The sequence below is a fragment of the Bacillus sp. UNCCL81 genome, from assembly GCF_900112535.1.
Taxonomy (GTDB): Bacteria; Bacillota; Bacilli; order Bacillales; family Bacillaceae_G; genus Gottfriedia; species Gottfriedia luciferensis_B.
In genome coordinates, this window is record NZ_FOMF01000007.1 from 207,801 (window position 1) to 231,108 (window position 23,308).

23 protein-coding genes and 2 riboswitches are annotated in these 23,308 nt (G+C 32.9%); of the genes, 13 read left to right on the forward strand and 10 right to left on the reverse strand.

Annotated elements, in window-relative coordinates:
- The first annotated feature begins 225 nt into the window (after positions 1–225).
- The 4 genes from BM319_RS16645 to speE all read left to right on the forward strand — a co-directional run bounded on the left by BM319_RS16645 (position 226) and on the right by speE (position 5,300).
- On the forward strand, positions 226–759 hold the full coding sequence (locus tag BM319_RS16645) for a phosphatase PAP2 family protein (RefSeq protein ID WP_069034737.1): 534 nt from the start codon (positions 226–228) through the stop codon (positions 757–759).
- 12 nt (positions 760–771) lie between these two features.
- On the forward strand, positions 772–1,923 hold the full coding sequence (locus tag BM319_RS16650) for a glycosyltransferase family 4 protein (RefSeq protein ID WP_069034738.1): 1,152 nt from the start codon (positions 772–774) through the stop codon (positions 1,921–1,923).
- A 213-nt stretch (positions 1,924–2,136) separates the two neighbouring features.
- Positions 2,137–2,973 carry an adenosylmethionine decarboxylase gene (gene speD / locus BM319_RS16655; protein ID WP_069034739.1) on the forward strand — a complete coding sequence of 279 codons (837 nt, stop codon included), beginning with the start codon at positions 2,137–2,139 and terminating at the stop codon, positions 2,971–2,973.
- A complete protein-coding gene (gene speE / locus BM319_RS24925) occupies positions 2,970–5,300 on the forward strand; it encodes a polyamine aminopropyltransferase (RefSeq protein WP_217493008.1) in 2,331 nt (776 codons plus the stop codon). The genes speD and speE overlap by 4 nt, the downstream gene beginning before the upstream one ends.
- A gap of 272 nt (positions 5,301–5,572) precedes the next feature.
- Here the strand turns inward: speE and BM319_RS16670 are convergent, their stop codons facing one another.
- The 4 genes from BM319_RS16670 to BM319_RS16685 form a co-directional block, all read right to left on the reverse strand.
- Positions 5,573–5,998 (reverse strand): OsmC family protein, encoded by a 426-nt coding sequence (locus tag BM319_RS16670; RefSeq protein WP_069034740.1) that lies wholly within the window; start codon positions 5,996–5,998, stop codon positions 5,573–5,575.
- 37 nt (positions 5,999–6,035) lie between these two features.
- On the reverse strand, positions 6,036–6,731 hold the full coding sequence (locus tag BM319_RS16675) for a pirin family protein (RefSeq protein ID WP_069034741.1): 696 nt from the start codon (positions 6,729–6,731) through the stop codon (positions 6,036–6,038).
- A gap of 200 nt (positions 6,732–6,931) precedes the next feature.
- Positions 6,932–7,354 (reverse strand): FosM family fosfomycin resistance protein, encoded by a 423-nt coding sequence (fosM, locus tag BM319_RS16680; protein ID WP_069034742.1) that lies wholly within the window; start codon positions 7,352–7,354, stop codon positions 6,932–6,934.
- 3 nt (positions 7,355–7,357) lie between these two features.
- Entirely contained in the window at positions 7,358–8,386 is a 1,029-nt protein-coding gene (locus tag BM319_RS16685; RefSeq protein WP_069034743.1) for a DUF2332 domain-containing protein, read from the reverse strand.
- Positions 8,387–8,514: 128 nt separating this feature from the next.
- Here BM319_RS16685 and BM319_RS16690 point away from each other — a divergent pair, with 128 nt between their 5' ends.
- Positions 8,515–9,024 carry a DinB family protein gene (locus BM319_RS16690; protein ID WP_254664614.1) on the forward strand — a complete coding sequence of 170 codons (510 nt, stop codon included), beginning with the start codon at positions 8,515–8,517 and terminating at the stop codon, positions 9,022–9,024.
- 52 nt (positions 9,025–9,076) lie between these two features.
- Here the strand turns inward: BM319_RS16690 and BM319_RS16695 are convergent, their stop codons facing one another.
- Both BM319_RS16695 and BM319_RS16700 read right to left on the reverse strand, forming a co-directional pair.
- Positions 9,077–10,384, reverse strand: coding sequence for an amidohydrolase family protein (locus BM319_RS16695; protein WP_069034745.1), 1,308 nt, complete (start codon positions 10,382–10,384; stop codon positions 9,077–9,079).
- A 73-nt stretch (positions 10,385–10,457) separates the two neighbouring features.
- Positions 10,458–10,557: riboswitch (purine riboswitch) on the reverse strand.
- 74 nt (positions 10,558–10,631) lie between these two features.
- Positions 10,632–11,087 carry a MarR family winged helix-turn-helix transcriptional regulator gene (locus BM319_RS16700; RefSeq protein ID WP_069034746.1) on the reverse strand — a complete coding sequence of 152 codons (456 nt, stop codon included), beginning with the start codon at positions 11,085–11,087 and terminating at the stop codon, positions 10,632–10,634.
- A 160-nt stretch (positions 11,088–11,247) separates the two neighbouring features.
- On the opposite strand from BM319_RS16700, the gene BM319_RS16705 reads away from it, so the two are divergent.
- On the forward strand, positions 11,248–12,222 hold the full coding sequence (locus BM319_RS16705) for a hypothetical protein (RefSeq protein ID WP_069034747.1): 975 nt from the start codon (positions 11,248–11,250) through the stop codon (positions 12,220–12,222).
- Between the two features lie 101 nt (positions 12,223–12,323).
- Entirely contained in the window at positions 12,324–12,488 is a 165-nt protein-coding gene (locus BM319_RS24780) for a hypothetical protein (RefSeq protein WP_175403511.1), read from the forward strand.
- Positions 12,489–12,587: 99 nt separating this feature from the next.
- On the opposite strand, the gene BM319_RS16710 is transcribed toward BM319_RS24780, so the two are convergent.
- The gene (locus BM319_RS16710) at positions 12,588–13,568 is read right to left on the reverse strand and encodes an NAD(P)-dependent alcohol dehydrogenase (RefSeq protein WP_091023718.1); all 981 of its coding nucleotides are present in this window, start codon (positions 13,566–13,568) and stop codon (positions 12,588–12,590) included.
- Positions 13,569–13,719: 151 nt separating this feature from the next.
- Entirely contained in the window at positions 13,720–14,916 is a 1,197-nt protein-coding gene (gene metK, locus BM319_RS16715; RefSeq protein ID WP_069034749.1) for a methionine adenosyltransferase, read from the reverse strand.
- 209 nt (positions 14,917–15,125) lie between these two features.
- A riboswitch (SAM riboswitch) is annotated at positions 15,126–15,240 on the reverse strand.
- Positions 15,241–15,552: 312 nt separating this feature from the next.
- Between metK and pckA the strand changes: the two genes are divergently transcribed.
- Both pckA and BM319_RS16725 read left to right on the forward strand, forming a co-directional pair.
- A complete protein-coding gene (gene pckA, locus BM319_RS16720; RefSeq protein ID WP_091023720.1) occupies positions 15,553–17,139 on the forward strand; it encodes a phosphoenolpyruvate carboxykinase (ATP) in 1,587 nt (528 codons plus the stop codon).
- A gap of 198 nt (positions 17,140–17,337) precedes the next feature.
- Positions 17,338–17,868 carry a hypothetical protein gene (locus tag BM319_RS16725; protein WP_091023722.1) on the forward strand — a complete coding sequence of 177 codons (531 nt, stop codon included), beginning with the start codon at positions 17,338–17,340 and terminating at the stop codon, positions 17,866–17,868.
- A 48-nt stretch (positions 17,869–17,916) separates the two neighbouring features.
- Here the strand turns inward: BM319_RS16725 and BM319_RS16730 are convergent, their stop codons facing one another.
- On the reverse strand, positions 17,917–18,360 hold the full coding sequence (locus BM319_RS16730) for a carboxymuconolactone decarboxylase family protein (protein ID WP_091023724.1): 444 nt from the start codon (positions 18,358–18,360) through the stop codon (positions 17,917–17,919).
- Between the two features lie 239 nt (positions 18,361–18,599).
- Between BM319_RS16730 and BM319_RS16735 the strand changes: the two genes are divergently transcribed.
- The 4 genes from BM319_RS16735 (at position 18,600) to BM319_RS16750 (ending at position 21,832) form a co-directional block, all read left to right on the forward strand.
- Entirely contained in the window at positions 18,600–19,088 is a 489-nt protein-coding gene (locus tag BM319_RS16735) for an RrF2 family transcriptional regulator (protein WP_069034753.1), read from the forward strand.
- 175 nt (positions 19,089–19,263) lie between these two features.
- Entirely contained in the window at positions 19,264–20,256 is a 993-nt protein-coding gene (locus tag BM319_RS16740) for an ABC transporter substrate-binding protein (protein WP_439097795.1), read from the forward strand.
- A gap of 12 nt (positions 20,257–20,268) precedes the next feature.
- Positions 20,269–21,033, forward strand: a complete 765-nt coding sequence (locus BM319_RS16745; protein ID WP_069034755.1) for an ABC transporter ATP-binding protein — start codon at positions 20,269–20,271, stop codon at positions 21,031–21,033.
- Positions 21,026–21,832 carry an ABC transporter permease gene (locus tag BM319_RS16750; RefSeq protein WP_069034756.1) on the forward strand — a complete coding sequence of 269 codons (807 nt, stop codon included), beginning with the start codon at positions 21,026–21,028 and terminating at the stop codon, positions 21,830–21,832. The genes BM319_RS16745 and BM319_RS16750 overlap by 8 nt, the downstream gene beginning before the upstream one ends.
- Before the next feature lie 865 nt (positions 21,833–22,697).
- Here the strand turns inward: BM319_RS16750 and ytkD are convergent.
- Entirely contained in the window at positions 22,698–23,177 is a 480-nt protein-coding gene (ytkD, locus tag BM319_RS16755; protein ID WP_069034757.1) for an RNA deprotection pyrophosphohydrolase, read from the reverse strand.
- Positions 23,178–23,308 lie beyond the last annotated feature (131 nt).

A 23,308-nucleotide genomic window follows, 5' to 3' on the forward strand; every position in this document is an offset into this window, starting at 1 on the left:
TAATTCTTTCATTTTTTTTGCTTTCTGCTCAATATTTTATCTTGAATTAGCTGTCTTTTGCACTCTCAGACAGATGTGACTGTCCCAGCTACCTTAACCCTCCCCGCTTATCCGTTTAATAAAAATTTACATATCTAAATTATTCATTTACAAAAGATTCTATTTAAATCCATAAACCCTTTTTATAATGAAGTTACAAATATCTGCATTAATGGAGGATGAAAAATGAGCGCTATTCTTCAAAAGATACACACTTATGAATGTCAACTGTTTTATCGCGTTAATTCATTGTTCCAGAAGCGTTACTTGAATTTTTTCTTCCGTAATATTACACATCTTGGTGGAGCTACTTTTACAATTGCATCAGCATTAATTTTATTACTTTATTCCAAAGGTGAATTGCATGAAGCATCAATTTTATGTTGTTGTACCCTTTCTCTTAGCCATATTCCTGTTCATTTTCTTAAACGTTTTTATCCACGTAAAAGACCTTATCTTAAACTAGAAGGTACTTTTGTGTTAAAAAATCCTTTAAAAGATCATTCCTTCCCTTCTGGTCATACAACGGCAATTATTTCTGTTGCACTTCCAATTATGATTTATTTACCATTTACAGCATTTATTTTACTACCTTTAGTTTTGTGTGTCTCTTTCTCTCGAATTTATCTTGGCTTACATTATCCATCAGATGTGTTTTTCGGAATTTTACTTGGTATCTTTACTACATTTATTTCTCAATTTTTTATCTATCATTTGTAAGGAGGAGAAGTTATGAGAGTAGCTATTTTTACAGACACCTATATTCCTCAAGTGAATGGTGTTGCCAAAACTTTAAATCGATTTACAAATTATTTAAAAGATCATGGCCACTCATACCATGTGTTTGCTCCTGAGGATTACGGTTTATCTTCAACTGAAGATGTAACAAGATTAAAGTCTGTGCCATTTAAAATTTATCCTGAATGTAAAATTTCATTTCCAAACCTTTCTAAAATGAAAAAGACGCTTAAAGAATTTAATCCAGATATTATTCATATCGCTACGCCATTTACAATTGGATTGAGCGGTCTTCATATTGCTAAAAAAATGAAAATCCCTTTGGTTGCTTCATACCACACAAATTTTGATCATTATCTTCAGTACTATAACTTAACATTCTTAGAAAATATTTTATGGAAGTATTTAGACTGGTTTCATAAACCTACTCAAAAAATATTTGTTCCCTCCAAGGATACATTCAATCATTTAGTGACAAAGGGATTTAATAATCTCTCAATTTGGACACATGGCGTTGACTGTTCGATCTTTCGTCCAACTTTGAATCATAATGAGATTAAACAAAAATATAATATTACGTCTAAATATACGGTTTGTTTTGTCGGAAGAATTGCACCTGAAAAAGATTTAGAAACCTTATCGAAAATAATAAACTATACTAAACAACGTTTTAACAAAAATTTAACTTGGTTAATCGTAGGAGATGGTCCAAAAAAAGAAGAAATGATCAAGAAAACTGGTACTGATCAAATTATTTATACAGGCTATCTTCAAAAGAAGGACTTAGTTGAGATTTATGGTGTGTCTGATTTAATGGTCTTTCCTTCTGATACTGAAACATTTGGAAATGTAGTACTCGAAGCAATGGCATGTGGAACACCAGTCATTGGTGCAAATGCAGGCGGAGTTAAAAATATAATTAGAGATTATTCAACTGGTGTCCTTTGTGAGCCACAAAATACATCTTCATTTTGCCAGGCAATTGAGGATTGCTTACATGGAAGCGAGATGTTGAAGCATATGTCAAAAAAAGCAAGAGATTATGCATTAACACAGGATTGGAATAGTATCTTTAAAAAATTAGTAATGGAATTTGAACTAATCTTTACACCACAACCACCAATCCTCATATCTAAGAAGGCTTAAAAAAATTTTCATGTTTTTTATTATCTGAATATTTTAAATAAAACAACAAAGGATAAGATTGATTAGTAACTCCTCAATCATCAACTTACGTGAATAATGAATAATTCAAAAACAAACAATATATATTGAGTAGTTACACTAGCGACTATTGTACAGTCGCTTTTACTTTTTCGTACGTACTTTTTTAATTTTGCAAAATTAGGAGGACAATAGATGAATATTTCATCGTCAAATAATTTTCAACTTTATGGTTTTAATAACTTAACGAAATCTTTAAGTTTTAATATGTATGATATTTGCTTTACAAAAACAAAAGAAGAACGTGAAGCATATATACAGTACATCGATGAACAATATAACGCTGACCGTTTAACAAAAATTTTAACTGAAGTTACGCATATAATCGGAGCTCACATTTTAAATGTTGCAAAACAAGATTATGATCCTCAAGGAGCAAGTGTTACAATTCTCGTTTCAGAAGGTCCGGTTGATAACCCTTCATCTGAAACTTTTTCCGAATCACCTGGTCCATTACCGGAGCTAGTAGTAGCAGCTTTAGATAAAAGTCATATTACTGTTCATACCTACCCAGAATATCATCCGGATGATGGAATTAGTACATTCAGAGCAGATATTGATGTATCTACTTGTGGAGAAATTTCTCCTTTAAAAGCTTTAAACTACTTAATACACCAATTTGATGCAGATATTATGACAATTGATTATCGAGTTCGAGGATTTACTCGTGATGTTAGCGGTTATAAATTATTTATTGATCATGATATAAACTCAATCCAAAATTACATTCCTCAAAAAATAAAGGACATGTATCAAATGATTGATGTGAATGTATTCCAAGAAAATATTTTCCACACGAAATGTAAGTTGAAACAATTTAATTTAGATAATTACCTTTTTGGCTACACAAAAGAAAAATTAGACGCGGATGAAATTTCACAAATAGAAGAAAAAGTGAAGTATGAGATGGACGAAATCTTTTACGGTAAAAATTTATGGAATGGTCCTGATGTGGAGGATATTGATGGATGATGGATCACAGTAAAACACCGCTTTTAACTGAATTAGTCCGTTATGCTAAGGAAGATATAACAAGCTTTGATGTTCCTGGGCATAAAAGAGGTAATTCACTCGAGGAATTAAGAGAGCTTTGGAGTGATATGGCTCTTAAAATGGATGTCAATTCTTCAAAGCGTGTTGATAACTTATCGCATCCAACAGGTGTAATCCAAGAAGCCGAAACTTTATTAGCAGATGCCTTTCATTCAGATAACGCTTATATGTTAGTAAATGGTTCGACTTCTGGCGTTCAATATATGATTATGAGCGCCCTTGAACATGGCGATAAAATTCTCCTACCAAGGAATGTACACAAATCCGCAATAAATGCATTAATCTTAGCAGGTGCTAAACCAGTATTTATTGAACCAGAAATCGATTATGAGTATGGAATTGTAAATGGTGTTTCTGTAAAATCTGTTCTTCATGCCCTAGACTTAAATTCGGATGTTAAAGCCATCCTGATTATAAATCCGACCTATTTTGGAGCAACTTCAGATCTAAAACAAATTATCGACATCGGTCATTCCAAGGGGATTCCTGTTTTAGTAGACCAAGCTCATGGTGCTCACTTTTCGTTTCACCCTGATTTACCAACTAACGCTGCCCTTCTTGGTGCTGACCTTGTTACCCTTAGTTTGCATAAAACTGGTGGTGCTTTAACACAAGCATCAGTTCTACTACATAACGATGGGATCATTACTAAAAATAGGGTTCGATCTACAATTAATTTATTTCAAACAACATCTGCTTCCTATTTACTTATGTGTTCAATCGATGTTGCAAGAAAGAAATTAGTTTTAGAAGGTCAAGAGCGTTTTGAAAAATTACTCAATTTAACAAGAAAAGCTAAAGAAGAAATTAACTCCATAAAAGGATTAAAATGTATTACGCAAGATACATATCGTAATGGAGTTGGAGTATTCGATTACGATGAGTTAAAACTCGTCGTTAAAGTTTCAGATTTAGGAATGTCTGGTTTTAAAGTATATGACATGCTTGCAGAAGAATATAAAATTCAAATCGAACTTGCCGAACCTAATGTCATTTTAGCAATTATCTCGCTAGGTGATAATGAAGACACCATTCAAACCTTAATTGATGCATTAAGAGATATTAGTGACCGATATTATGGTAAACTTCCGAAACTTGAAACAGATATAAGTGTTGCATTAAAAAATCCTAAAATGGTCATGACTCCTAGAGAAGCGTACTATCATCCAAAACGTATTATTTCAATTCATGATGCTAGTGGATTAATAAGTGGTGAATCCATCATGATTTACCCTCCTGGTATCCCACTTTGTATACCTGGTGAACTAATTTCAACTGAATTGATTCAGCATTATCTTTATTTAAAATCAGAAGGAACGATCACAATCAACGATGATGATGATCCTTATATCATAAAGGTCGTCGATCGAAGTTTGGAGGAAAATTTAATGGATTTATGGTATACAGAGAATCACCAAGAGGATACGAAGTTCTCCATAAAGGTTCAAGAACATATTCATTCTGAAAAAAGTGAATTTCAACAAATCGATTTCTTTAGAAGTGAAACATTTGGAACATTCTTTACTCTAGATGGTTATATGATGGTGACTGAAAAGGATGAATTTATCTACCATGATATGATTACGCATGTATCAATGGCCGTTAATCCAAATATTAAAAAAGTACTAATTATCGGTGGTGGCGACGGTGGAACTGCTCGTGAAGTACTACGATACCCAGGTGTGGAAGTTGTTGATATGGTAGAAATTGATGAACGAGTAGTAAGGCTATGCCAACAATACTTACCTTTAACAGCCTCAAAATTAGATCAAGATAATCGATTAACCTTATATTTTGAAGATGGCCTAAAATTCGTACAAGAAGCTGATGAAGGTTATTACGATCTGATTTTGGTAGATTCAACTGATCCTATTGGACCTGGTGAAGGGCTTTTTACAGTTGCTTTCTATAACAATTGCAAACGGGTATTAAGTGAAGAAGGTATTTTAATTAATCAGCATGAAAGTCCATATTACGCTAGTTACGCACACGAAATGAAACGTGCACATTCCAAAATTAAAGAAACTTTTCCGATTTCAAAAGTCTATCAATTCCATATGCCAACTTATCCATCCGGTCATTGGTTATTCGGATTTGCTTCAAAAAAATACGATCCAATTAAAGACATTAAAGCTGATGAATGGAATAAGCTAGGGATCGAAACAAAATATTATAATACCGATCTACATGTTGGGTGCTTTATGCTTCCTACTTATGTAAAAAAACAATTAGATAATGAAGAGTAAGTAAAGAAACCAGCAATCTGCTGGTTTCAGACTGCCCGCCAAACGCTCGCTTTCTTCGTTACTTCGCCTTTCTGCGGTGCTCATTACCGTCTAGGGTAACTCCGCTCCTCACTAGGCTTCGCGCCTCGAAAGACAAGCGCTTGCAATCAGTCTGAAAATCAAGTTTAAAGTACTTTCTCTACACACTGAAACCAGCAATGTGCTGGTTTTTTAAATTGCAATTAAAAAAGCTGCCCCAAAAGTAGTTTTACTTTAGGGACAGCTACATTTTATTAAAGTACTTCCTCATCCTTCGTTCCATTTAAGGTGAAACTTGCCGTAATGTTAGCGTTTAAAGAATGAGCTACTGAGCAATATTTATCCTTTGATAATTTGATCGCTTTTCGAACTTTTTCTGCATCTAACTCTCCACCTAATATATAATGCAAGTGAATGTCAGTAAAACGTTTAGGGTGCTCCTCAGCTCGTTCACCATTTACTTCAATTTCGAATGAAGTTAGTTTTAATCTCATTTTTTCAAGGATTAATACGATATCAATTGCTGTACAACCTGCGACCGCATTAATTAAAAGTTCAACTGGTGTAGGTGCACTATTGTCTCCACCTAAAGACTCGGCAGTATCCATTTTGATTTCATGGCCTGATGGTGCTATTCCTGAAAAAGCTAATTTACCATCCCATTTAATACTTGTTTTCATTCCATTTTCCCCTCCATTGAATAGATCTTTTCATCTATTATTTTTTCATTTCTACTACTAAATAATGTGAAAAATCTTTTGATTTTATTTTAATATCTTCTTCAATTATTTTTGCAGCATCACTAGCTTCCAATAGTTCTCCATTCACAATGGCATTTCCTTCTAATAAGACTAAATACGCTTGTCGATCCTTTTTCATTTCAAAAGAAATTTCTTCATTTTCATTTAATGCAAGCGAGTAAATATTTGCATCTTGGTGAATTTTAATTGGGGCACTCCCTTCAACCGGAGATACCATATGATACCATTTTCCTTCTCTCTTTTCCCAATCTGAAATTAAGTCTCCGTAATTCGGAGTATGACCGGCTTTGTCAGGAATAATCCATAATTGAATTAATCTTAATAAATCCCTGCCCATATTGTGTTCACTGTGATAAACACCTGTTCCTGCACTCATATATTGTATATCGCCACGTCCAATTTCATGTTTATTCCCCATACTATCAGCGTGAGTCAAGTTCCCATTAATGACATACGATATAATTTCCATATCACTATGTGGATGAGTACCAAATCCTCTGTGTGCTTTAATTAAATCATCATTTAATACTCTTAATACACCAAAGTTCATATTACTTGGATCATAATAATTTGCAAATGAAAAATGATGAATTGTTTTTAACCAACCGTGATCAGCGTGACCTAATTGTTTACTATTGATTTTTTCGAACATTGTTTATCGCTCCTTTTATTTTTATCTTTAATTCGAGATATTTACAAAAAAATAACCTATCTAGATATCTTATAAATCCATTTGTTTAACACGATACTTTCTATTTCATTTTACCGACCTCTTACCTATATTGTAAAAAAAAATATCTTTAATTCAAGATATTTTTTGAAGAAAGTTTAGATAAACTTTCTATCCAACGACTAAATATAAAAATCCATATGTGGTTTTGTTTGCTTATAATATTCAATCCGATCTCGCATTGTACCAGTATGAAATTCAAATTTATGTCCATCTGGATCAGTAAAATAAATTGAATTTTTATCTCGTTTATCTCTGTCACGACCATTCAATATATTCACCTTAAGTTGAACTAATTTATCATACATTTTTTCGAATGAGTCTTCGTCTATTGAAAAAGCCAAATGGGTATATGATTGACGAATTTCATTTCTAGGTATACCCTCCTCTACATTTAAAGCGAGCCATATACCATTTAAATCGAAATATGCTGTTGTTTTTCCTTTCACTAAGAGAGTTGCATCAAATACATTTCGATAAAAATCAATCGATGTTTCAAGATTAGATACAGAAAACAACAAATGATTGATCCCTTTTATCTCCATTTACTAAATCCTCCATTCAAACCATTTTCCATGACCTTCCGTTTCTCCAATTATTTCTTCATATTTTATGCCATTAATATAATAGTCAAGATGTAGCATTCGATCCCAAATATTGTTATATAGATGAAACACATCCCTATTTTTACTAATATCTTCAATCGTTTTTAGTAAACTTTGTTTCCCCTCAACCGGTATTTGATTTGCGACATGTGTATGAAAAATACATAAAATTGTATCTTTTGATAATTGATTGACTACTTCTGGAAGTATTTTAATTCCGTTTGCTTCAATTAAATTGATTTCATTTTCTTTTAAACAGCTAACAGCTTTTTCAAATAGTTCTCTTCGTTCAAAATGCTCTGGCCAAATTAAGGCTTTTAACCACAAATAGTCTTCTTCGTTTGATAAATCATTTACGTGTAAATCTATTCCATATCGATCAACAACTGGAGGCGCTTTGCCTAATAATGCGAGAATAGTTGGGCCATTATCTTTTACCTCCGAATTGATGAGAACATTGGATTTTTTATTCCCATAAATAGTTTCACTTGAGCTATAAGAATACTTATATTGATCCCATAATAGTTGAAGTCCAGCACTAGTACCTATCTCTATTAACGAGATTGGTTTATTAACCTTTTGATAAATGTAAGAAAAACATGGATAAAGATAAGCACAACGTCTAACTTCATTTGTTTGGACAATTTTCGTTTGAATAAGCTGAATAATCTCGTTTCTAAATTTTCTACAAAAATCCTGAAAATATGGATAGGAATCTTCTAATTTCTTTGGTGTTTCTACTAGGCTTGGATAGAACTCTTTTAACCGATGATGATTACCATTCATTAATAAATAATGAATCGCACCTAATAATAAATTTGGAATAGGCTGACCACATTGCGCAAAAGCACATAAATCATGTATCTCTTCGTCTTCTGCAATTTTTAATGATAAATATTCATATAATCTACTAGAATTTTCACATTCATTTTTTGCAAATTGCTTAAAACGTTGCTTCAGTTGAATATTCATCTAATCATCCTTAATATTTTTATTTTTCAAACTTCTATTTACATAATTTTACCATACGATATAATTTCTTATTGTACTACGTGTTCTTTTTTGTTGATCTTAAATAAAAACTTTGGGGTGATTAATTGATGTCCAGACCAAATCCAAACGAATATAATCCACATTTTAAAGGTTATATTGAACTAGTTCCTGAAGGTGACTTACAAACTATTTTGAAGAAGCAATTAGAGGAATCAATCAGTTTTTTTAAAGCAATCTCGAAAGAAAAATCTGAATATCGATATGCGGAAGGAAAATGGAGTATTAAGGAAGTTCTTGGACATTTAGTCGATACTGAAAGGATAATGTGCTATCGTCTATTGGCAATTGCAAGAGGTGATCACACTCCTTTACCATCGTTTGATGAGAATGCCTATAATGAAAATGCTAATTTTAACCGACTTGAACTAGAGCAAATTATTTATGAATATCAAACTGTTCGTCAAGCCACTTTATCTATGCTAGAGAATTTATCTAATGAAACATTAGAAAATGAAGGTAATGTGCTAAATCACCCAACGACACCTCGTGCTATTGCTTATATTATTGCTGGTCATGAGTTGCATCACTTAAAAATTATTAATGATCGATATTTTTAAAAGTTGAAAGAGCAGGAAAATCCTTTTCCTGCTCTTCCTTGTATACTTACTTCTAAGCAAATCTACTCTGTAATCGATTTACTTCTGCAATTACTTTTTCTTCATCAATTGTTAAACTAATACGGTCTTTTACGATTGCTTTCCCATCAATGAAAACATCACATACATCACTACCACGTGCAGCGTATAGTAAGTGAGAATAGGCATTGCTTAATGGTTGTAAATGCTCTTTATCAAATGGATAAATTGTAATAAAGTCTGCCTTTTTATTGGCTTCAAGTGAGCCAGTATGTCCCATTCCTATAGCTTCTGCTCCACCTCGAGTAGCCAAAGTTAATGCAGTTTGCGCTGAGAATTTCGTAGCATCTTTATACATTCCTTTTTGTAGCAGTGCTGCTATTCTCACTTCTTCAAACATGTCAAGATTGTTATTAGATGCGGTGCTATCCGTTGCTATACCAACTTTTACTCCGGCGTCTAATAAACTAACCACATCAGCAACCCCAGAACCTAACTTTAAATTACTAATTGGATTATGAGCAACTCGTACATCATATTCCTTTAGTATCGCTCTTTCTTCATCATTTAGAACTACACCGTGAGCCATTACTGTCGGCTGATTAAATACACCTAATTTGCGAAGATGTTCAACAGGTCGGTTTGCATAACGCGTTTCAATATCTTGAATTTCATAATCTGTTTCGGATACATGAATGTGCATCATTAAATCATTTTCTTTTGCAATACGTGCACTTTCGATTAGAGCTTCTGGTGTACATGCATATGGACTATGAGGTGCAACCATCGTTGTTAGACGGCCATCAGCAAACCTTTTGTAGTCTTTTGAAAATTGCTCAGCACCTTTAAGATTCAATCTTTGCTCTTCTTCAGTTCCAAAGCTAAATATTGAATATGAAAATGCTCCTCTAATTCCAGTTTCACCAATTGTCTCCATGACAACATTTGGATCGATTCCATTTGGGTTAAACATATCTGAGAATGTTGTCGTACCCGATTTAACCATTTCTAAAATACCAAGCTGTGCACTTACAGAAGCAATTTCAGTTGTATATTGTCTTTCGATTGGCCATATTTTAGTTTCTAACCAAGGCTTTAGTAGCATGTCATCTCCTATACCACGTAAAAGCGTCATAAGAATATGAGAATGTGTATTTACAAGTCCTGGCATTACCCATTTCCCTTGAAGATTAACAACTTGCTCTGCATCCTTCATTAACTCTTCAGAATGATTTCCGACATAAGTAATGAATTGATCTTGTACAATCATCATACCGTTTTCAAAGATTTTATTTTCTTGATCCATTGTAAAAAATGTTGCATTTATATAGACAGTTTTCATTATTTTTCCTCCATAGTCATTTTCTTAATTGTGTAAAAAATAAAAAAATCCTGATTACGAAGAAGGATGTAAATAAAATTACATTCTTTTTCGTAATCAGGATTTTACGGTTCCTGGTAGAGACCCTCATACCATATCAATGAGGTTATACAATTTTTGTATGTTGTTATATTAAAACATAATAAATGATTAGTAAGGAATGTTCAAGGATTTCTATAATTTAACAAAAATAAAAGCTATATACTCTCTATTCTAATTTCCCAAGTATTCTTATGATTTTGTGCATCGAGTAGTCTAAATCAAGTAAGTCTTCCTCATCAAGTTGACCAATCCGTTCACAAAAAATATGATAAAAATCTTCCCATCGTTTTGTGACAACTTTTTTACCTTTTTCAGTAAGTATAATTTTTACACTCCGTTTATCATTCGGATCTTGAATTTTTGATACATATTCTTTTTCTTCTAATTTCTTAATTAATGGCGTCATTTGCTGTTTAGAAATGCTTATATTTTGAGCTAGCTCTGTAATTGAAATTCCATCTACTGTTTGAAACAGCTCTTCTAGTATATGACTTTGTAAATGAGTTAACTCGGACTGCTTATTCTTTAAAGAGTTTTTAGTGCCCTGCTTGTTAAACTTATTAAAAACTAGAGGAAGTAGTTGGATAAACTTCTCTGCAATTTGATTTGGATTTGAATTCATTTTATTACAAACCTTTCTAGGAAAAAATATCAAAATTGACACATAGTAAATAAAAGTTTATTATTTACCGGAGATATAATTCGATAATATCACAATTATATAAATTAAACCAATCTAATAAGTAAATAGATATTTACTATCTAACAAAGGAGTAAAGTAGATGAATTCAACTGGATTAACTTTTGGTATCTATCCCCTTAGTGTAGCTGGTACACCTATAGGATTAGCTACAGGTCCTGATGATAATTATGAAAAAATAGCATCTGCTCTTAAAGAGCTAAAGGGTAATGTTACTCAACTTTTACCAAGAATGTATGCTGTCTATATGGGACCTGAAACAGAGGAAAGAGTATTTAACGCTTTAAATCGATATAAAAACGCAGGTTTATTAGGCGATTTAACAATTGGCTGTCTTATGGATCCAAGCCTATCACTGGACTATTGGTTACATTTTGTTCGTAAAGTAATTAAAGAATATGGCACCTTCCTTGATTCAATTCAAATCACGAATGAGCCTAATTTATCGTTTATGGATGGTTCCAAACCATATGTATTAGAAGCGCTTGTACAAGGGGTTCTAACTGTAAAAGAAGAAATTGAAAAAAGTAATTTACCGATCAAAGTTGGATTCGGCTCGGTTCCTGAGGGAGAAAAGACAGTTCCACTTTTTTGGGAAAAGTTAATAAAAATGGGTGGGGATGAATTAATTCATTCAATTGATTATGTAGGGCATAATTTTTATGTGGATGTATTTGAGGAACCATTAAAAATAGAGGAAGTTGCTGTTTCAGTAGAAAACATACTTCGTAAATTTCGAAAAACATTGGATTGTAATGGTTTCCCTTCCACTCTTCCAATCCACATTACAGAGAATGGGTGGCCTACCGGGAAAAATCCATTTATACAAATCGAAAGGTCATATGAGCAACAATCGAACGTACTTGAGGTAATTATTCGAACAGTCTATTCTTTGCGTCAGGAACTAAATATTACTCATTATGAATTTTTTGGTTTAAGGGATGCCAATAGTTCAAAAGACGACCTATTTCATCAATTTGGTATTATGAAGGATGATTATACTATTAAGCCTGCTTATCTCACTTTTAAAAAATTAATAAATGAATTAAGCGAGTAAATCGATTACTTCTATAAATTTGAATGAAGTTAGTCATTTCGTTAAGACTAAAACAACGAGAGTTTCACCTACTTTCTACTATCTAAATGGAGGTAATAAAATTGAGCAAAAAAAATAACCCCATCAGAAACGAAGAGCAAATGAAAATACAAGCAGACCTTAATAATCTCGATCCAGGCCATTCCGTGGATGAGCACCGTAAAATTGAAACAGCCAATATAATATTAGCTGGAGAAGAAATCAGACAACAAAATGAAAATCTATAAAAGAACTCCCTCAAAAGGTCATTTTGAGGGATTTCTTTATGGTAATAGTAAAGCACATAAAGCCACAGCAACTAAGAAAGAGAGAATTTGTCAACAGTCTTAACTCCCTCTAATATTAATAACGACATTCCCCTTCTTATGCCCTTTTTCTACGTATCGATGTGCTTCAACAATTTGTTCAAGCGGGTACTGTCGATCAATAACAGCTTTTAACTTATCCGCTTCAATAAGTGCTTTTATATAGTTTAAATCTTCATAGTTCATATTTGCTACACCAAATATGGCTTTTTTATTACCAATCAAATTACTCCAAATTGCTTGGAAATAAACTGAAAGCTTCCATACAGCACTTAATAAATAGACGCCATCTTTGTTAAGCAATCTTTTACAATTAGAAAAGGAGCTTTTACCTACAGTATCAAAAATAATATCATAGGTTTTCTTACACTTAGCCAGATCTTCATTTGTATAATCAATTACTTCATTTGCCCCTAAAGCCCTTACAAATTCTAAATTTGATGTACTACATAATGCGGTAACTTCTGTACCAAAATATTTAGCTAGCTGAATTGCATATGTTCCAACACTTCCTGAAGCACCATAAATGAGTACTTTTTGTCCATTTTGAATAATACTTCTCCTTAGAAAGTGTAATGCAGTAAGCGCCCCAACTGGAACAGCTGCAGCTTGCTCAAACGACATATTTATTGGTTTTTTAGCTAGAACACCTTCTTCATGTAAAGAGATATATTCAGCATTTGCCCCAAAAGTAAATCCACTATATCCAAAAACTTGATCACCTGATTTAAAATTTTTTACGTTTTTACCAATCGTGACTATTTCTCCTGCAAGTTCACAACCTGGTATTTTATTTTTCGGCTTAGTAAGGCCAAACATAAGACGTGAAGGTAGCCAATACATATACGGAAAATCGGAACTTCGTAGTTTTACATCTCCTGCGGTCACAGTTGTTGCATGTATTTTTATTAATACTTCATCATCTTTTATTTTTGGTTTTTCAACTTCTGTTATTTGAAGAACTTCTGGTGGACCATATTTTGTACATATAATCGCTTTCATAGGTTCCTCCATTACAAACTTTAATTTAGTCATTTAAACCTATGAAAAATGATTTTTAAGTATACCTATATGTAGAATAAAACAGTGTGATTCGAACCAAAACAAAAAAGACTGAATATAGCATATGCCATATTCAGCCTTAATCATTTTATTATAGACCTGCTTCAGTTTTTAAAACTTCTGCTTTATCAGTACGCTCCCAAGGAAGATCGATATCTGTACGGCCAAAGTGACCATAAGCAGCAGTTTGTTTGTAAATCGGACGACGTAGGTCAAGCATTTTAATAATTCCAGCTGGACGTAGGTCGAAGTTGTTGCGAATTACTTCAACTAATTTTTCTTCTGAAACTTTACCTGTACCAAAAGTATCAATAGCGATTGAAACTGGTTTAGCTACACCAATTGCATATGCTAATTGAACTTCAGCTTTATCAGCTAAGCCAGCAGCTACGATGTTTTTCGCAACGTAACGTGCAGCGTAAGCAGCAGAACGGTCAACTTTAGTTGCATCCTTACCAGAGAATGCGCCACCACCGTGACGAGCATATCCACCGTAAGTATCAACAATAATTTTACGACCTGTTAAACCAGCATCCCCTTGAGGTCCACCGATAACGAAACGACCTGTTGGGTTGATAAAGAATTTTGTGTTTTCATCAATTAACTCAGCTGGTACAACTGGTTTAATTACAAGTTCTTTAATATCATTTTCAATTTGATCTTGAGTAGCTTCTGGACCATGTTGTGTTGATACAACAATAGCATCAATACGAACTGGTTTGTTGTTTTCATCATACTCAACTGTTACTTGAGTTTTACCGTCTGGACGTAAGTAAGAAACTGTTTCATTTTTTCTAACTTCAGTTAAACGGCGAGCAATTTTGTGAGATAATGAAATTGGAAGTGGCATTAATTCAGGTGTTTCATTAACTGCAAAACCGAACATTAAACCTTGGTCTCCTGCACCGATTGCTTCAATTTCTTCATCTGTCATGCTACCTTCACGAGCTTCTAACGCTTGGTCTACACCTAGAGCGATATCTGCTGATTGCTCATCGATAGAAGTTAAAACTGCACATGTATCTGCATCAAATCCGTATTTTGCACGGTCATAACCGATTTCACGGATTGTTTCGCGAACGATTTTTGGGATATCTACATAAGTAGAAGTTGTAATTTCACCTGCAACAAGTACTAAACCTGTTGTAACTGAAGTTTCCGCTGCTACACGAGCATTCGGATCATTTGCTAAAATTGCATCAAGAATTGAATCTGAGATTTGGTCACAGATTTTATCTGGATGTCCTTCTGTAACTGATTCTGAAGTAAATAAACGACGTTGTGACATTGAGTCCCCTCCTAAATTGAATTGACGGATCTCTTTTTTCTCAACATAAGAATAAAAAGTTTGTTCCTATTCCTATGTTTCCCATTTAAGATAAAGATAACTCAGTGTAAATTACGAAATTGCCACTGTATTTAAGTTTTGAGCAAAAAAAAAGCCTTCCTCTTATCAAATATTACATGAGGAAAGGTTTCTTGGTTATTTGCCTTTCGCTCTTATCGTCCAAGACATAAAAAAAAGTCTTGCATCAGGTTCAGCACCTTTCACTAAAAGTGAGGTTGCTGGGCTTCGTAGGGCCTGTATCCCTCCACCTACTCGGGATAAGAGAGTATCCGTATGAAAAGTATCATATTAAAATTTCACTTTCTTGTCAACAATTTTCATCATAACATAGACATAATTCTACAATAACTTTATCTCTACATTCATTTCTATTTAATGGGAAATTACTAATTATTATATTTACATTTAAATAACTTACTTCATTTAATAAGTAAATTTTACTCAAATTTATTTTTTAATCAAATTCATAACACATTTTGCTAACTAATAGTATACACTATTAAAATAAATGTGTTATACTATTTATCGAGATACCTACATGGCAGACAAATTATATTTAAAGGATGGTATTAGTATATGAAGACAGTTGATGTAAACTTTGAATTAAACGAATTACTTATTAGTAATCAAATGTATAACCAACTAAGCGTTTCTGAGTTAGTTGAAAAAGTCCTAACAAGACAAGAAGGAATTTTAACGTCAACAGGAGCAGTTAGCGTTTCAACAGGCAAATATACTGGACGTTCACCTAAAGATAAATTTATTGTTAAAGAGGCATCTGTTGAAAGTTTAATCGATTGGGGTTCAGTAAATCAACCAATCTCTGCTGACGTATTCGAAAAATTATATAGCAAAGTACTTAACTACTTAAAAGATCGTAACGAATTATTCTTATTTAAAGGATTTGCTGGTGCTGACACTGAATATCGTTTACCTATCCAAGTAATTAACGAATTTGCATGGCACAACTTATTTGCTCATCAATTATTTATTCGCCCAACTGAGCAAGAGCTTCAAACGCATGAAGCAGAATTTACAATTGTTTCTGCTCCGACATTTAAAGCAGACCCTGTAGTTGATGGAACAAATTCAGAGGCATTTGTTATTGTATCATTTGAAAAGAAAATTATCTTAATTGGTGGTACGGAATATGCTGGAGAAATGAAAAAATCTATCTTCTCAATCATGAATTTCCTATTACCACAAAATAATGTATTACCAATGCACTGTTCTGCTAACGTTGGTAGTGAAGGCGATGTAGCATTATTCTTTGGACTTTCAGGAACTGGTAAAACAACATTATCTGCAGATGCAGATCGTAAGCTAATCGGTGATGATGAGCACGGTTGGTCAGATAATGGTGTATTCAATATTGAAGGCGGTTGCTACGCTAAATGTATCAATTTAACATTTGAAAAAGAGCCACAAATTTTCTCTGCAATTAAATTTGGTACAGTTTTAGAAAATGTTGTTGTTAAATCTGATAGCCGTTTAGCTGACTATGATGATACAACTTTAACAGAAAATACTCGTGCTGCATACCCAATGCAAGCAATTCAAAATATCATTGAGCCGAGCGTTGCTGGACATCCACATGCAATTATCTTTTTAACTGCTGATGCATTTGGAGTATTACCTCCAATCAGTAGATTAACAAAAGAGCAAGCTATGTACCACTTCTTAAGTGGATTTACTAGTAAATTAGCAGGTACTGAGCGTGGTGTTACTTCTCCACAAGTAACATTCTCAACATGTTTCGGATCACCATTCTTACCGCTTCCAGCTGTAGAATATGCAAAAATGCTTGGTAAAAAAATTGAAAAACATAATGTAAATGTATTCTTAGTAAACACTGGTTGGACTGGTGGAGAATACGGCGTTGGTAAACGTATGAATCTTTCTTACACAAGAGCAATGGTTCACGCTGCACTTGAAGGTGATTTAAACAACATTGAAACTACACAAGATGAGTTTTTCGGTTTAGCAATTCCAACCCATGTACCTGGTGTACCTGATAGCGTATTAGTTCCTTCAACAACTTGGGAAGACAAATCAGCTTATGATCAAAAAGCTCTTGAATTAGTAACTAAATTCAAAGAAAACTTCAAAAAATTTGAAGGCTTTGATGCAAAATTAGCTGAACTTGGTGGACCTTTAAAATAATCTAATAATGTAAAATGTAAGGGCTGTCCAAAAAGTCATGATTATGACTTTTTGGCAGCCTTTTTTATTTAACAATCTCCAAATAACTAATTAAAAGGAAATTCATTACATTTAAAGAATAAGATTAAAGTATCATTAAATTTAACTGAACATCATTAATAATCACCAGTTATTAATCGAATTAAATGGAGGATTAAAATGAGATCCTTAAAGATATTAACCCTTATTTTTTCATTTACTGCAATTTTATTAACTACCTTTTTTTTATATAATACTAGTTCTTCTTCTAAAAAATTAGATAAGCATGATTCACTATCTTCTAAAGAAAGTGAACCCATTATTGAATCATTATCCAAAAGGTATTATGAAATCAAAGATTCTACGAATAATCAATTACTTTATGGAGTTGAATATTATTTGGCCTTATCAGTACCAGATCGTTATAAAAACGATATAAAAAATGCTAGAATAGAAATCCAACTACCTAAAAAAATCCAATCAATATTTGGAATCAATATTGAAGAAATAAATCATAATGAAGTATACGAAATTATAAATGGTAGAGCGGTTTTTAATCTCTCTAGTACTATTGCTACTTCAAATATAACAATAAATCAGAAAAATTATCTTAAAAATAACAATGGTCTCTACACTATAAAAATTTATTCTAATAAAAATAAATTAATAAAAAGCGATGTTTTAAAAGTACAAAATATTAATAAGAATTGAAAAAAATGAGCCAATCTTCGGCTCATTTTTTATTTTTTCATTAGATTCTTATTTTTCAGCTGGTCTATTCCCCATAGAAATAGAGATACGGTTCCAACTGTTAATTTGATTGATTATGAATACAAGATTTACATATTCTGCTTCGTTAAAGTGTTTACTTACACGATTATATAGTTCTTCAGATACACCTTTATTCGAAATTTGTGTAATATGCTCAGTTAACTCTAAAGCTGCTTTTTCTGCATCTGTGTAAAAATCGCAATCTCTCCATGCACTAATACAGTATAAACGTTGTTCAGTTTCTCCTATTTCTCTCGCTTCAGAAGTATGCATGTCAAGGCAAAATGCACAACCATTTATTTGTGAAGCGCGAATTTTAATAAGTTCACGAAGTTTATGGTCTATACCAGTTGCTTTAATAAATTTTTCCATTTCCATCATTATTTTAAGTGCTTCTGGTGCTAATTTTGAATAATTAATTTGTTTTTCCATTTTAATTCCCCCTAAAAAAGTAAATTCTAAAAATAATTAAATTAAATGTCGTTTTTGGAAATATATAAATTAGCGACAAAGTTAATCGTCGATTTATATTATCCATATTAAAACGTTTATTTCATTCTGTCAAACTTCTTTTAACTTAGAATTGCTCCTAAAAAGTAAATGTTTGACAAAGAAATAAAACATTTCTAAGATTAATTAAAAATAATCTCATTTATGAAGAAGGTGTTTTAATGCAGTATAGCGTTGGAGTTGAGTATGCACTTCATTGCCTTGTTTATCTAATTGACACTCCAGAAGATTCTCCGATTGGAATAAAAGACCTTTCCTTCTTTCAAGGTGTTTCAGATACATATCTTTCAAAGATTTTTAGCAAGCTATCTAAGGCTGGTATTGTCAGTTCAGTTCCAGGAGTTAAAGGTGGATTTAAACTAGCTAAATCTCCAGAAGAAATTTCTTTTTGGGATGTAATTGAAGCAATTGAAGGTTCTAAGCCTATATTTCAATGTAAAAATATTAAAGATAACGGCTATCTTTTTAGAGAAAAAGGTTGCACTCCTAGTGCCACCTGCACAATTAATTTAGTCATGCTCTCTGCCGAAGAAAAAATGCATGAGTATTTACGCAGTAAAACACTGTCATGGTTAAACAAAGAATTAGAAAGTGTTTTGCCTAACGAAATACGTGAAGATACTAGAAACTATTTTTCAAAGAGTAGATAAAAACCTCTCTAATTTCCTAAAAAGGAAGTAAGAGCGGTTTTTCTTTTTTAACCAGCTTATCCTGTACACCCTAGATAACCGGGCGATTTTAGCACAGTCAGTACTCCGCATTCACCCATTTTCTCCTATTGCATAGGCTAATTGTATATTTTCGATTAGGAGGGATTAAATGAAAATCAAATGGCTCGTTATTTTGTTTTTATTAGTTGCTTCTATTTTAGGTGGATGTTCGAAAGATAAACCTAAAGATGGTACCACAAAAGTGAGAGTTGCAGAAGTAACGCATTCATTATTTTATGCACCTCAATATGTGGCCATTAGTGAAGGCATCTTCAAAAAGCATGGATTGGATGTTGAAATAACAACTACTGCTGGTGGAGATAAAACGATGACTGCTGTATTGTCAAACGGTGCAGATATCGGATTAGTTGGGCCAGAAACAACTATCTATGTATACGCTCAAGGCGCAAATGATCCAGTAAAAAGCTTTGCCCAATTGACTCAAACTGATGGAACATTTCTAGTAGCTAGAAATCAAACTGTACCATTTAATTGGGATCAACTAAAAGGCAAAACATTTTTAGGTCAAAGAAAAGGTGGAATGCCACAAATGGTTGGCGAATATGTCCTAAGTAAACATGGGATCGATCCACATAAAGATTTGAACCTTATTCAGAATATTGACTTCGCAAATATTGCGAATGCATACGCTTCAGGTACTGGTGAGTATGTTCAATTGTTTGAACCTACAGCAAGTATTATGGAAAAAGAAGGAAGAGGTAAAATTGTTGCTTCATTCGGCTTGGAGTCTGGAAAAGTTCCTTACACTGCTTTTATCGCAAAAGAAAGTTATTTGAAGAAGAATGCGAAAACAGCTCAAAAATTTACAGATGCAATTTATGAAGCTGAACAATGGGTTGATACTCATTCTGCAGAAGAGATTGCAAAAAGCGTTGCACCATTCTTTAAAGATACACCTTTAGACATTTCAATTAAAGTTATCGATCGTTATAAGTCTCAAAATTCTTATTCAACAAATCCAATATTAGAAGAAGATGAGTGGAATAATCTTCAAAAGATTATGAAGAACTCTGGTGTATTACCAAAAGAAGTTCCACACTCAGTTTTAGTTGATACAAAATTTGCCGAAAAATCTACGGAGAAGTAGTAGGTTAACAAAATGAGTTATCTAACAGTTAATGATATTTCTCATGTATTTTTATCGAAGGAAAAGGCAATTAAAATATTGGATGGCTTAACATTTGAAGTTGAAAAAGGTGAATTTGTATCTGTATTAGGTCCAAGTGGCTGTGGAAAAAGCACACTTTTATCGATCATTTCTTCATTACTTACACCATATGACGGTTCAGTAAAGTTTAAAGGTAAGCCTTATGATATAAAATCGGGAGAAATTGGTTACATGCTTCAGCATGACTATTTATTCCCTTGGAAAACAATTAAAGAAAATATATTTCTAGGTCTTCAGATTCTAGATAAGGATACCGAAGAAAATAAAAATCGAACGCTAGAATTGCTAAAGGAAGTTGGATTAAAGGATTATGAAAATGCGTATCCAAGAGAATTATCTGGTGGGATGAGACAACGCGTTGCATTAGTGAGAACTCTTTCTACAAGCCCATCAATTGTATTATTAGATGAACCATTTTCCGCTCTAGACTATCAGAATAAAGTAAAGCTTGAAGAATTAGTTTTCAATTTATTTAAGAAGTTAAATACTACTGCTATCTTAGTAACTCACGATATTGAAGAAGCGGTAGCTATGTGTGATCGGGTTATTACACTAACAAATGCTCCTACAAAAATATCAAAAATTTTCAATTTACCAGAAGAATTACGTATTCGCTCTCCTTTTGAAACACGACACCAATCACTCTTTTCTTCTTATGTTTCTGCGATTTGGAAGGAGTTGGAGAAACGTGGATAAAGTAAATGACGAACTAAAATCTTATCACGCCAGTATCATCAAAAAAAATCGACGCAAAAAGCTACTCATATTTTTCGTCCAACTATTAATTATAATTATCTTTTTTATAGCTTGGGAGCTTTTAAGTCATCGAAAAATAATTGATCCATTATTGTTTAGTTCACCTACTAAAATTTTCGATTTACTCCGTGCAAAATTAGGAGATGGCTCTATTTATCATGATGCTATGACAACTATCACTGAAACACTCGTTGGATTTATTTTAGGAACAATTCTTGGGATCATTCTGGCAATCATACTTTGGTGGTATCCATTTGCCTCAAAGGTACTTGATCCATTCTTAGTAGTCTTTAATGCCATGCCAAAAGTCGCTCTTGGTCCAATCATTATCGTCATTTTTGGCCCCTCATATTCGTCCATAATCGCAATGGGGATCATTATAAGCTTTGTCATAACAGCGCTGGTAATTTATCAAGCCTTTTTACAGGTAGATGAAAATTACGTAAAAGTGATTAAAAGTTTTGGTGCTACAAAAACTCAAATCTTTAAAAATGTCATCTTTCCTGCTAGTATACCTACCGTCATTTCAACATTAAAAGTAAATGTCGGATTAGCTTGGGTAGGAGTGATTGTCGGAGAGTTCTTAGTTTCAAAAAACGGTCTTGGCTATTTAATCGTATATGGCTTCCAAGTATTTAATTTCACTCTTGTTCTAATGAGCGTATTAATCATAAGTGTATGTGCTGCTTTGATGTATATTATTGTTGAATATATTGAGAGAAAAACAATAAAGAAGTAATTTGGAGTAATATGAGAAAAAGTATAGGAACATAAAAAAGCTCACTTAATTTAGTGAGCTTTTTTCCACGCTGTTGAAAAACAACCTTGTCAATTAACTTACCAAATTTTCATAAAGGAGTAGAGTGATGTTGATTTCCACTACAGGATGCTCGCTTTCCATGGGGCGAGACCTGAGCCTCCTCGGCGAGCCTGCGGGGTCTCAGCCTTCCCGCTTATCCCATAGGAGTCGAGCACCCCTCCGTTCCAATCAACTTATTCATCAAAAAGAAGTCTGCAATAAAAAATAATCAAATAGCCTTTACTTAGAGTACACTAACAGTAATTTTTTAATCAGTTTGTAAGTTAATTAAGATTGAACATCAACTTAAAAAACAAAAAAGATAAATTGGCTTCTCATAAGGACTTCATGAGTATGTATATTAGCACAAACTTGATATTTGGTTACTCGTAAGGGCTCAATGAGTAAGTAATTAGCACAAACTTGATATTTGGTTACTCATAAGAGCTTCATGAGAATGTACAAAGGCAAAAACATGATAATTGGTTACTCATAAGAGCTTCATGAGAATGTACAAAGGCAAAAACATGATAATTGGTTACTCATAAGGGCTTCATGAGTATGTACAAAGGCAAAAACATGATAATTGGTTACTCATAAGGGCTTCATGAGTATGTATATTAGCACAAACTTGATATTTGGTTACTCATAAGGACTTCATGAGTATCTATATTAACAAAAACATGATAATTGGTTACTCATAAAGGCTTCATGAGTAAGTACAAAAGCAAAATTATGATAATTGATTACTCATGAATCTTATATTACGATGTAAAATTTATAATGAAACACTAAAAAAGCTCACTTATAAAAGTGAGCTTTTCTTAGTATTCAAGTAACTTAAACTTTGTGAAAATACTTCGTCGCGCATGATAAAACTAAATCGGCGATCTTTTTTTATGTTTGGTGGAAATTCGTCTAACAATACAGGGCCGTTTGTTTCAAAATAGTGCTTTTGTGTTAAAAGTTCTCCTATTTCGGCAAAATAAATATTTTTTATGATAATTTTATCCTTACCTGTAACACGGTATTGCCCTAAATAATTAATTTTAGATACATTTCCACCTGTTTCTTCTAAAACTTCACGTTTAGCTGCTTCTTCAGGTGATTCACCTTCCTCGACTTTTCCGCCTGGGAATTCGTATCCTCTTCTTTGATGGTCTGTAAGTAACCATTGGTCATTGTATTTACAAATAACCCAAACATGTTTTGGAGCGGGTGAAAATGGATGTTTCTCAAACGATAATTCAACTGTATTATGGTAAAAATCTTTAAATATGTACATTTTAACCTTCCTACATTCATACTTGTTTTTCCATTGTACTATTTCTATTAAAATGTTTCATCATTATTGAAATAATATTCCTGAAACTTTATGAAAATATTTGATTGCCTTGCAAATTGGACAGTATACTA

Bases quoted from the DNA above. Each gene is read 5' to 3' on its own strand.
- BM319_RS16650 (WP_069034738.1), top strand. From the start codon at position 772: ATGAGAGTAGCTATTTTTACAGACACCTATATTCCTCAAGTGAATGGT.
- BM319_RS16700 (WP_069034746.1), bottom strand. From the start codon at position 11,087: ATGAATTCAAATCCAAATCAAATTGCAGAGAAGTTTATCCAACTACTT.
- BM319_RS16735 (WP_069034753.1), top strand. From the start codon at position 18,600: ATGCAGTATAGCGTTGGAGTTGAGTATGCACTTCATTGCCTTGTTTAT.
- speE (WP_217493008.1), top strand. From the start codon at position 2,970: ATGATGGATCACAGTAAAACACCGCTTTTAACTGAATTAGTCCGTTAT.
- BM319_RS16705 (WP_069034747.1), top strand. From the start codon at position 11,248: ATGAATTCAACTGGATTAACTTTTGGTATCTATCCCCTTAGTGTAGCT.
- BM319_RS16670 (WP_069034740.1), bottom strand. From the start codon at position 5,998: ATGAAAACAAGTATTAAATGGGATGGTAAATTAGCTTTTTCAGGAATA.
- speD (WP_069034739.1), top strand. From the start codon at position 2,137: ATGAATATTTCATCGTCAAATAATTTTCAACTTTATGGTTTTAATAAC.
- metK (WP_069034749.1), bottom strand. From the start codon at position 14,916: ATGTCACAACGTCGTTTATTTACTTCAGAATCAGTTACAGAAGGACAT.
- BM319_RS16725 (WP_091023722.1), top strand. From the start codon at position 17,338: ATGAGATCCTTAAAGATATTAACCCTTATTTTTTCATTTACTGCAATT.
- BM319_RS16745 (WP_069034755.1), top strand. From the start codon at position 20,269: ATGAGTTATCTAACAGTTAATGATATTTCTCATGTATTTTTATCGAAG.
- fosM (WP_069034742.1), bottom strand. From the start codon at position 7,354: ATGGAGATAAAAGGGATCAATCATTTGTTGTTTTCTGTATCTAATCTT.
- BM319_RS16710 (WP_091023718.1), bottom strand. From the start codon at position 13,568: ATGAAAGCGATTATATGTACAAAATATGGTCCACCAGAAGTTCTTCAA.
- BM319_RS16645 (WP_069034737.1), top strand. From the start codon at position 226: ATGAGCGCTATTCTTCAAAAGATACACACTTATGAATGTCAACTGTTT.
- ytkD (WP_069034757.1), bottom strand. From the start codon at position 23,177: ATGTACATATTTAAAGATTTTTACCATAATACAGTTGAATTATCGTTT.
- BM319_RS16685 (WP_069034743.1), bottom strand. From the start codon at position 8,386: ATGAATATTCAACTGAAGCAACGTTTTAAGCAATTTGCAAAAAATGAA.
- BM319_RS16695 (WP_069034745.1), bottom strand. From the start codon at position 10,384: ATGAAAACTGTCTATATAAATGCAACATTTTTTACAATGGATCAAGAA.
- BM319_RS16675 (WP_069034741.1), bottom strand. From the start codon at position 6,731: ATGTTCGAAAAAATCAATAGTAAACAATTAGGTCACGCTGATCACGGT.
- BM319_RS16730 (WP_091023724.1), bottom strand. From the start codon at position 18,360: ATGGAAAAACAAATTAATTATTCAAAATTAGCACCAGAAGCACTTAAA.
- pckA (WP_091023720.1), top strand. From the start codon at position 15,553: ATGAAGACAGTTGATGTAAACTTTGAATTAAACGAATTACTTATTAGT.
- BM319_RS16690 (WP_254664614.1), top strand. From the start codon at position 8,515: ATGTCCAGACCAAATCCAAACGAATATAATCCACATTTTAAAGGTTAT.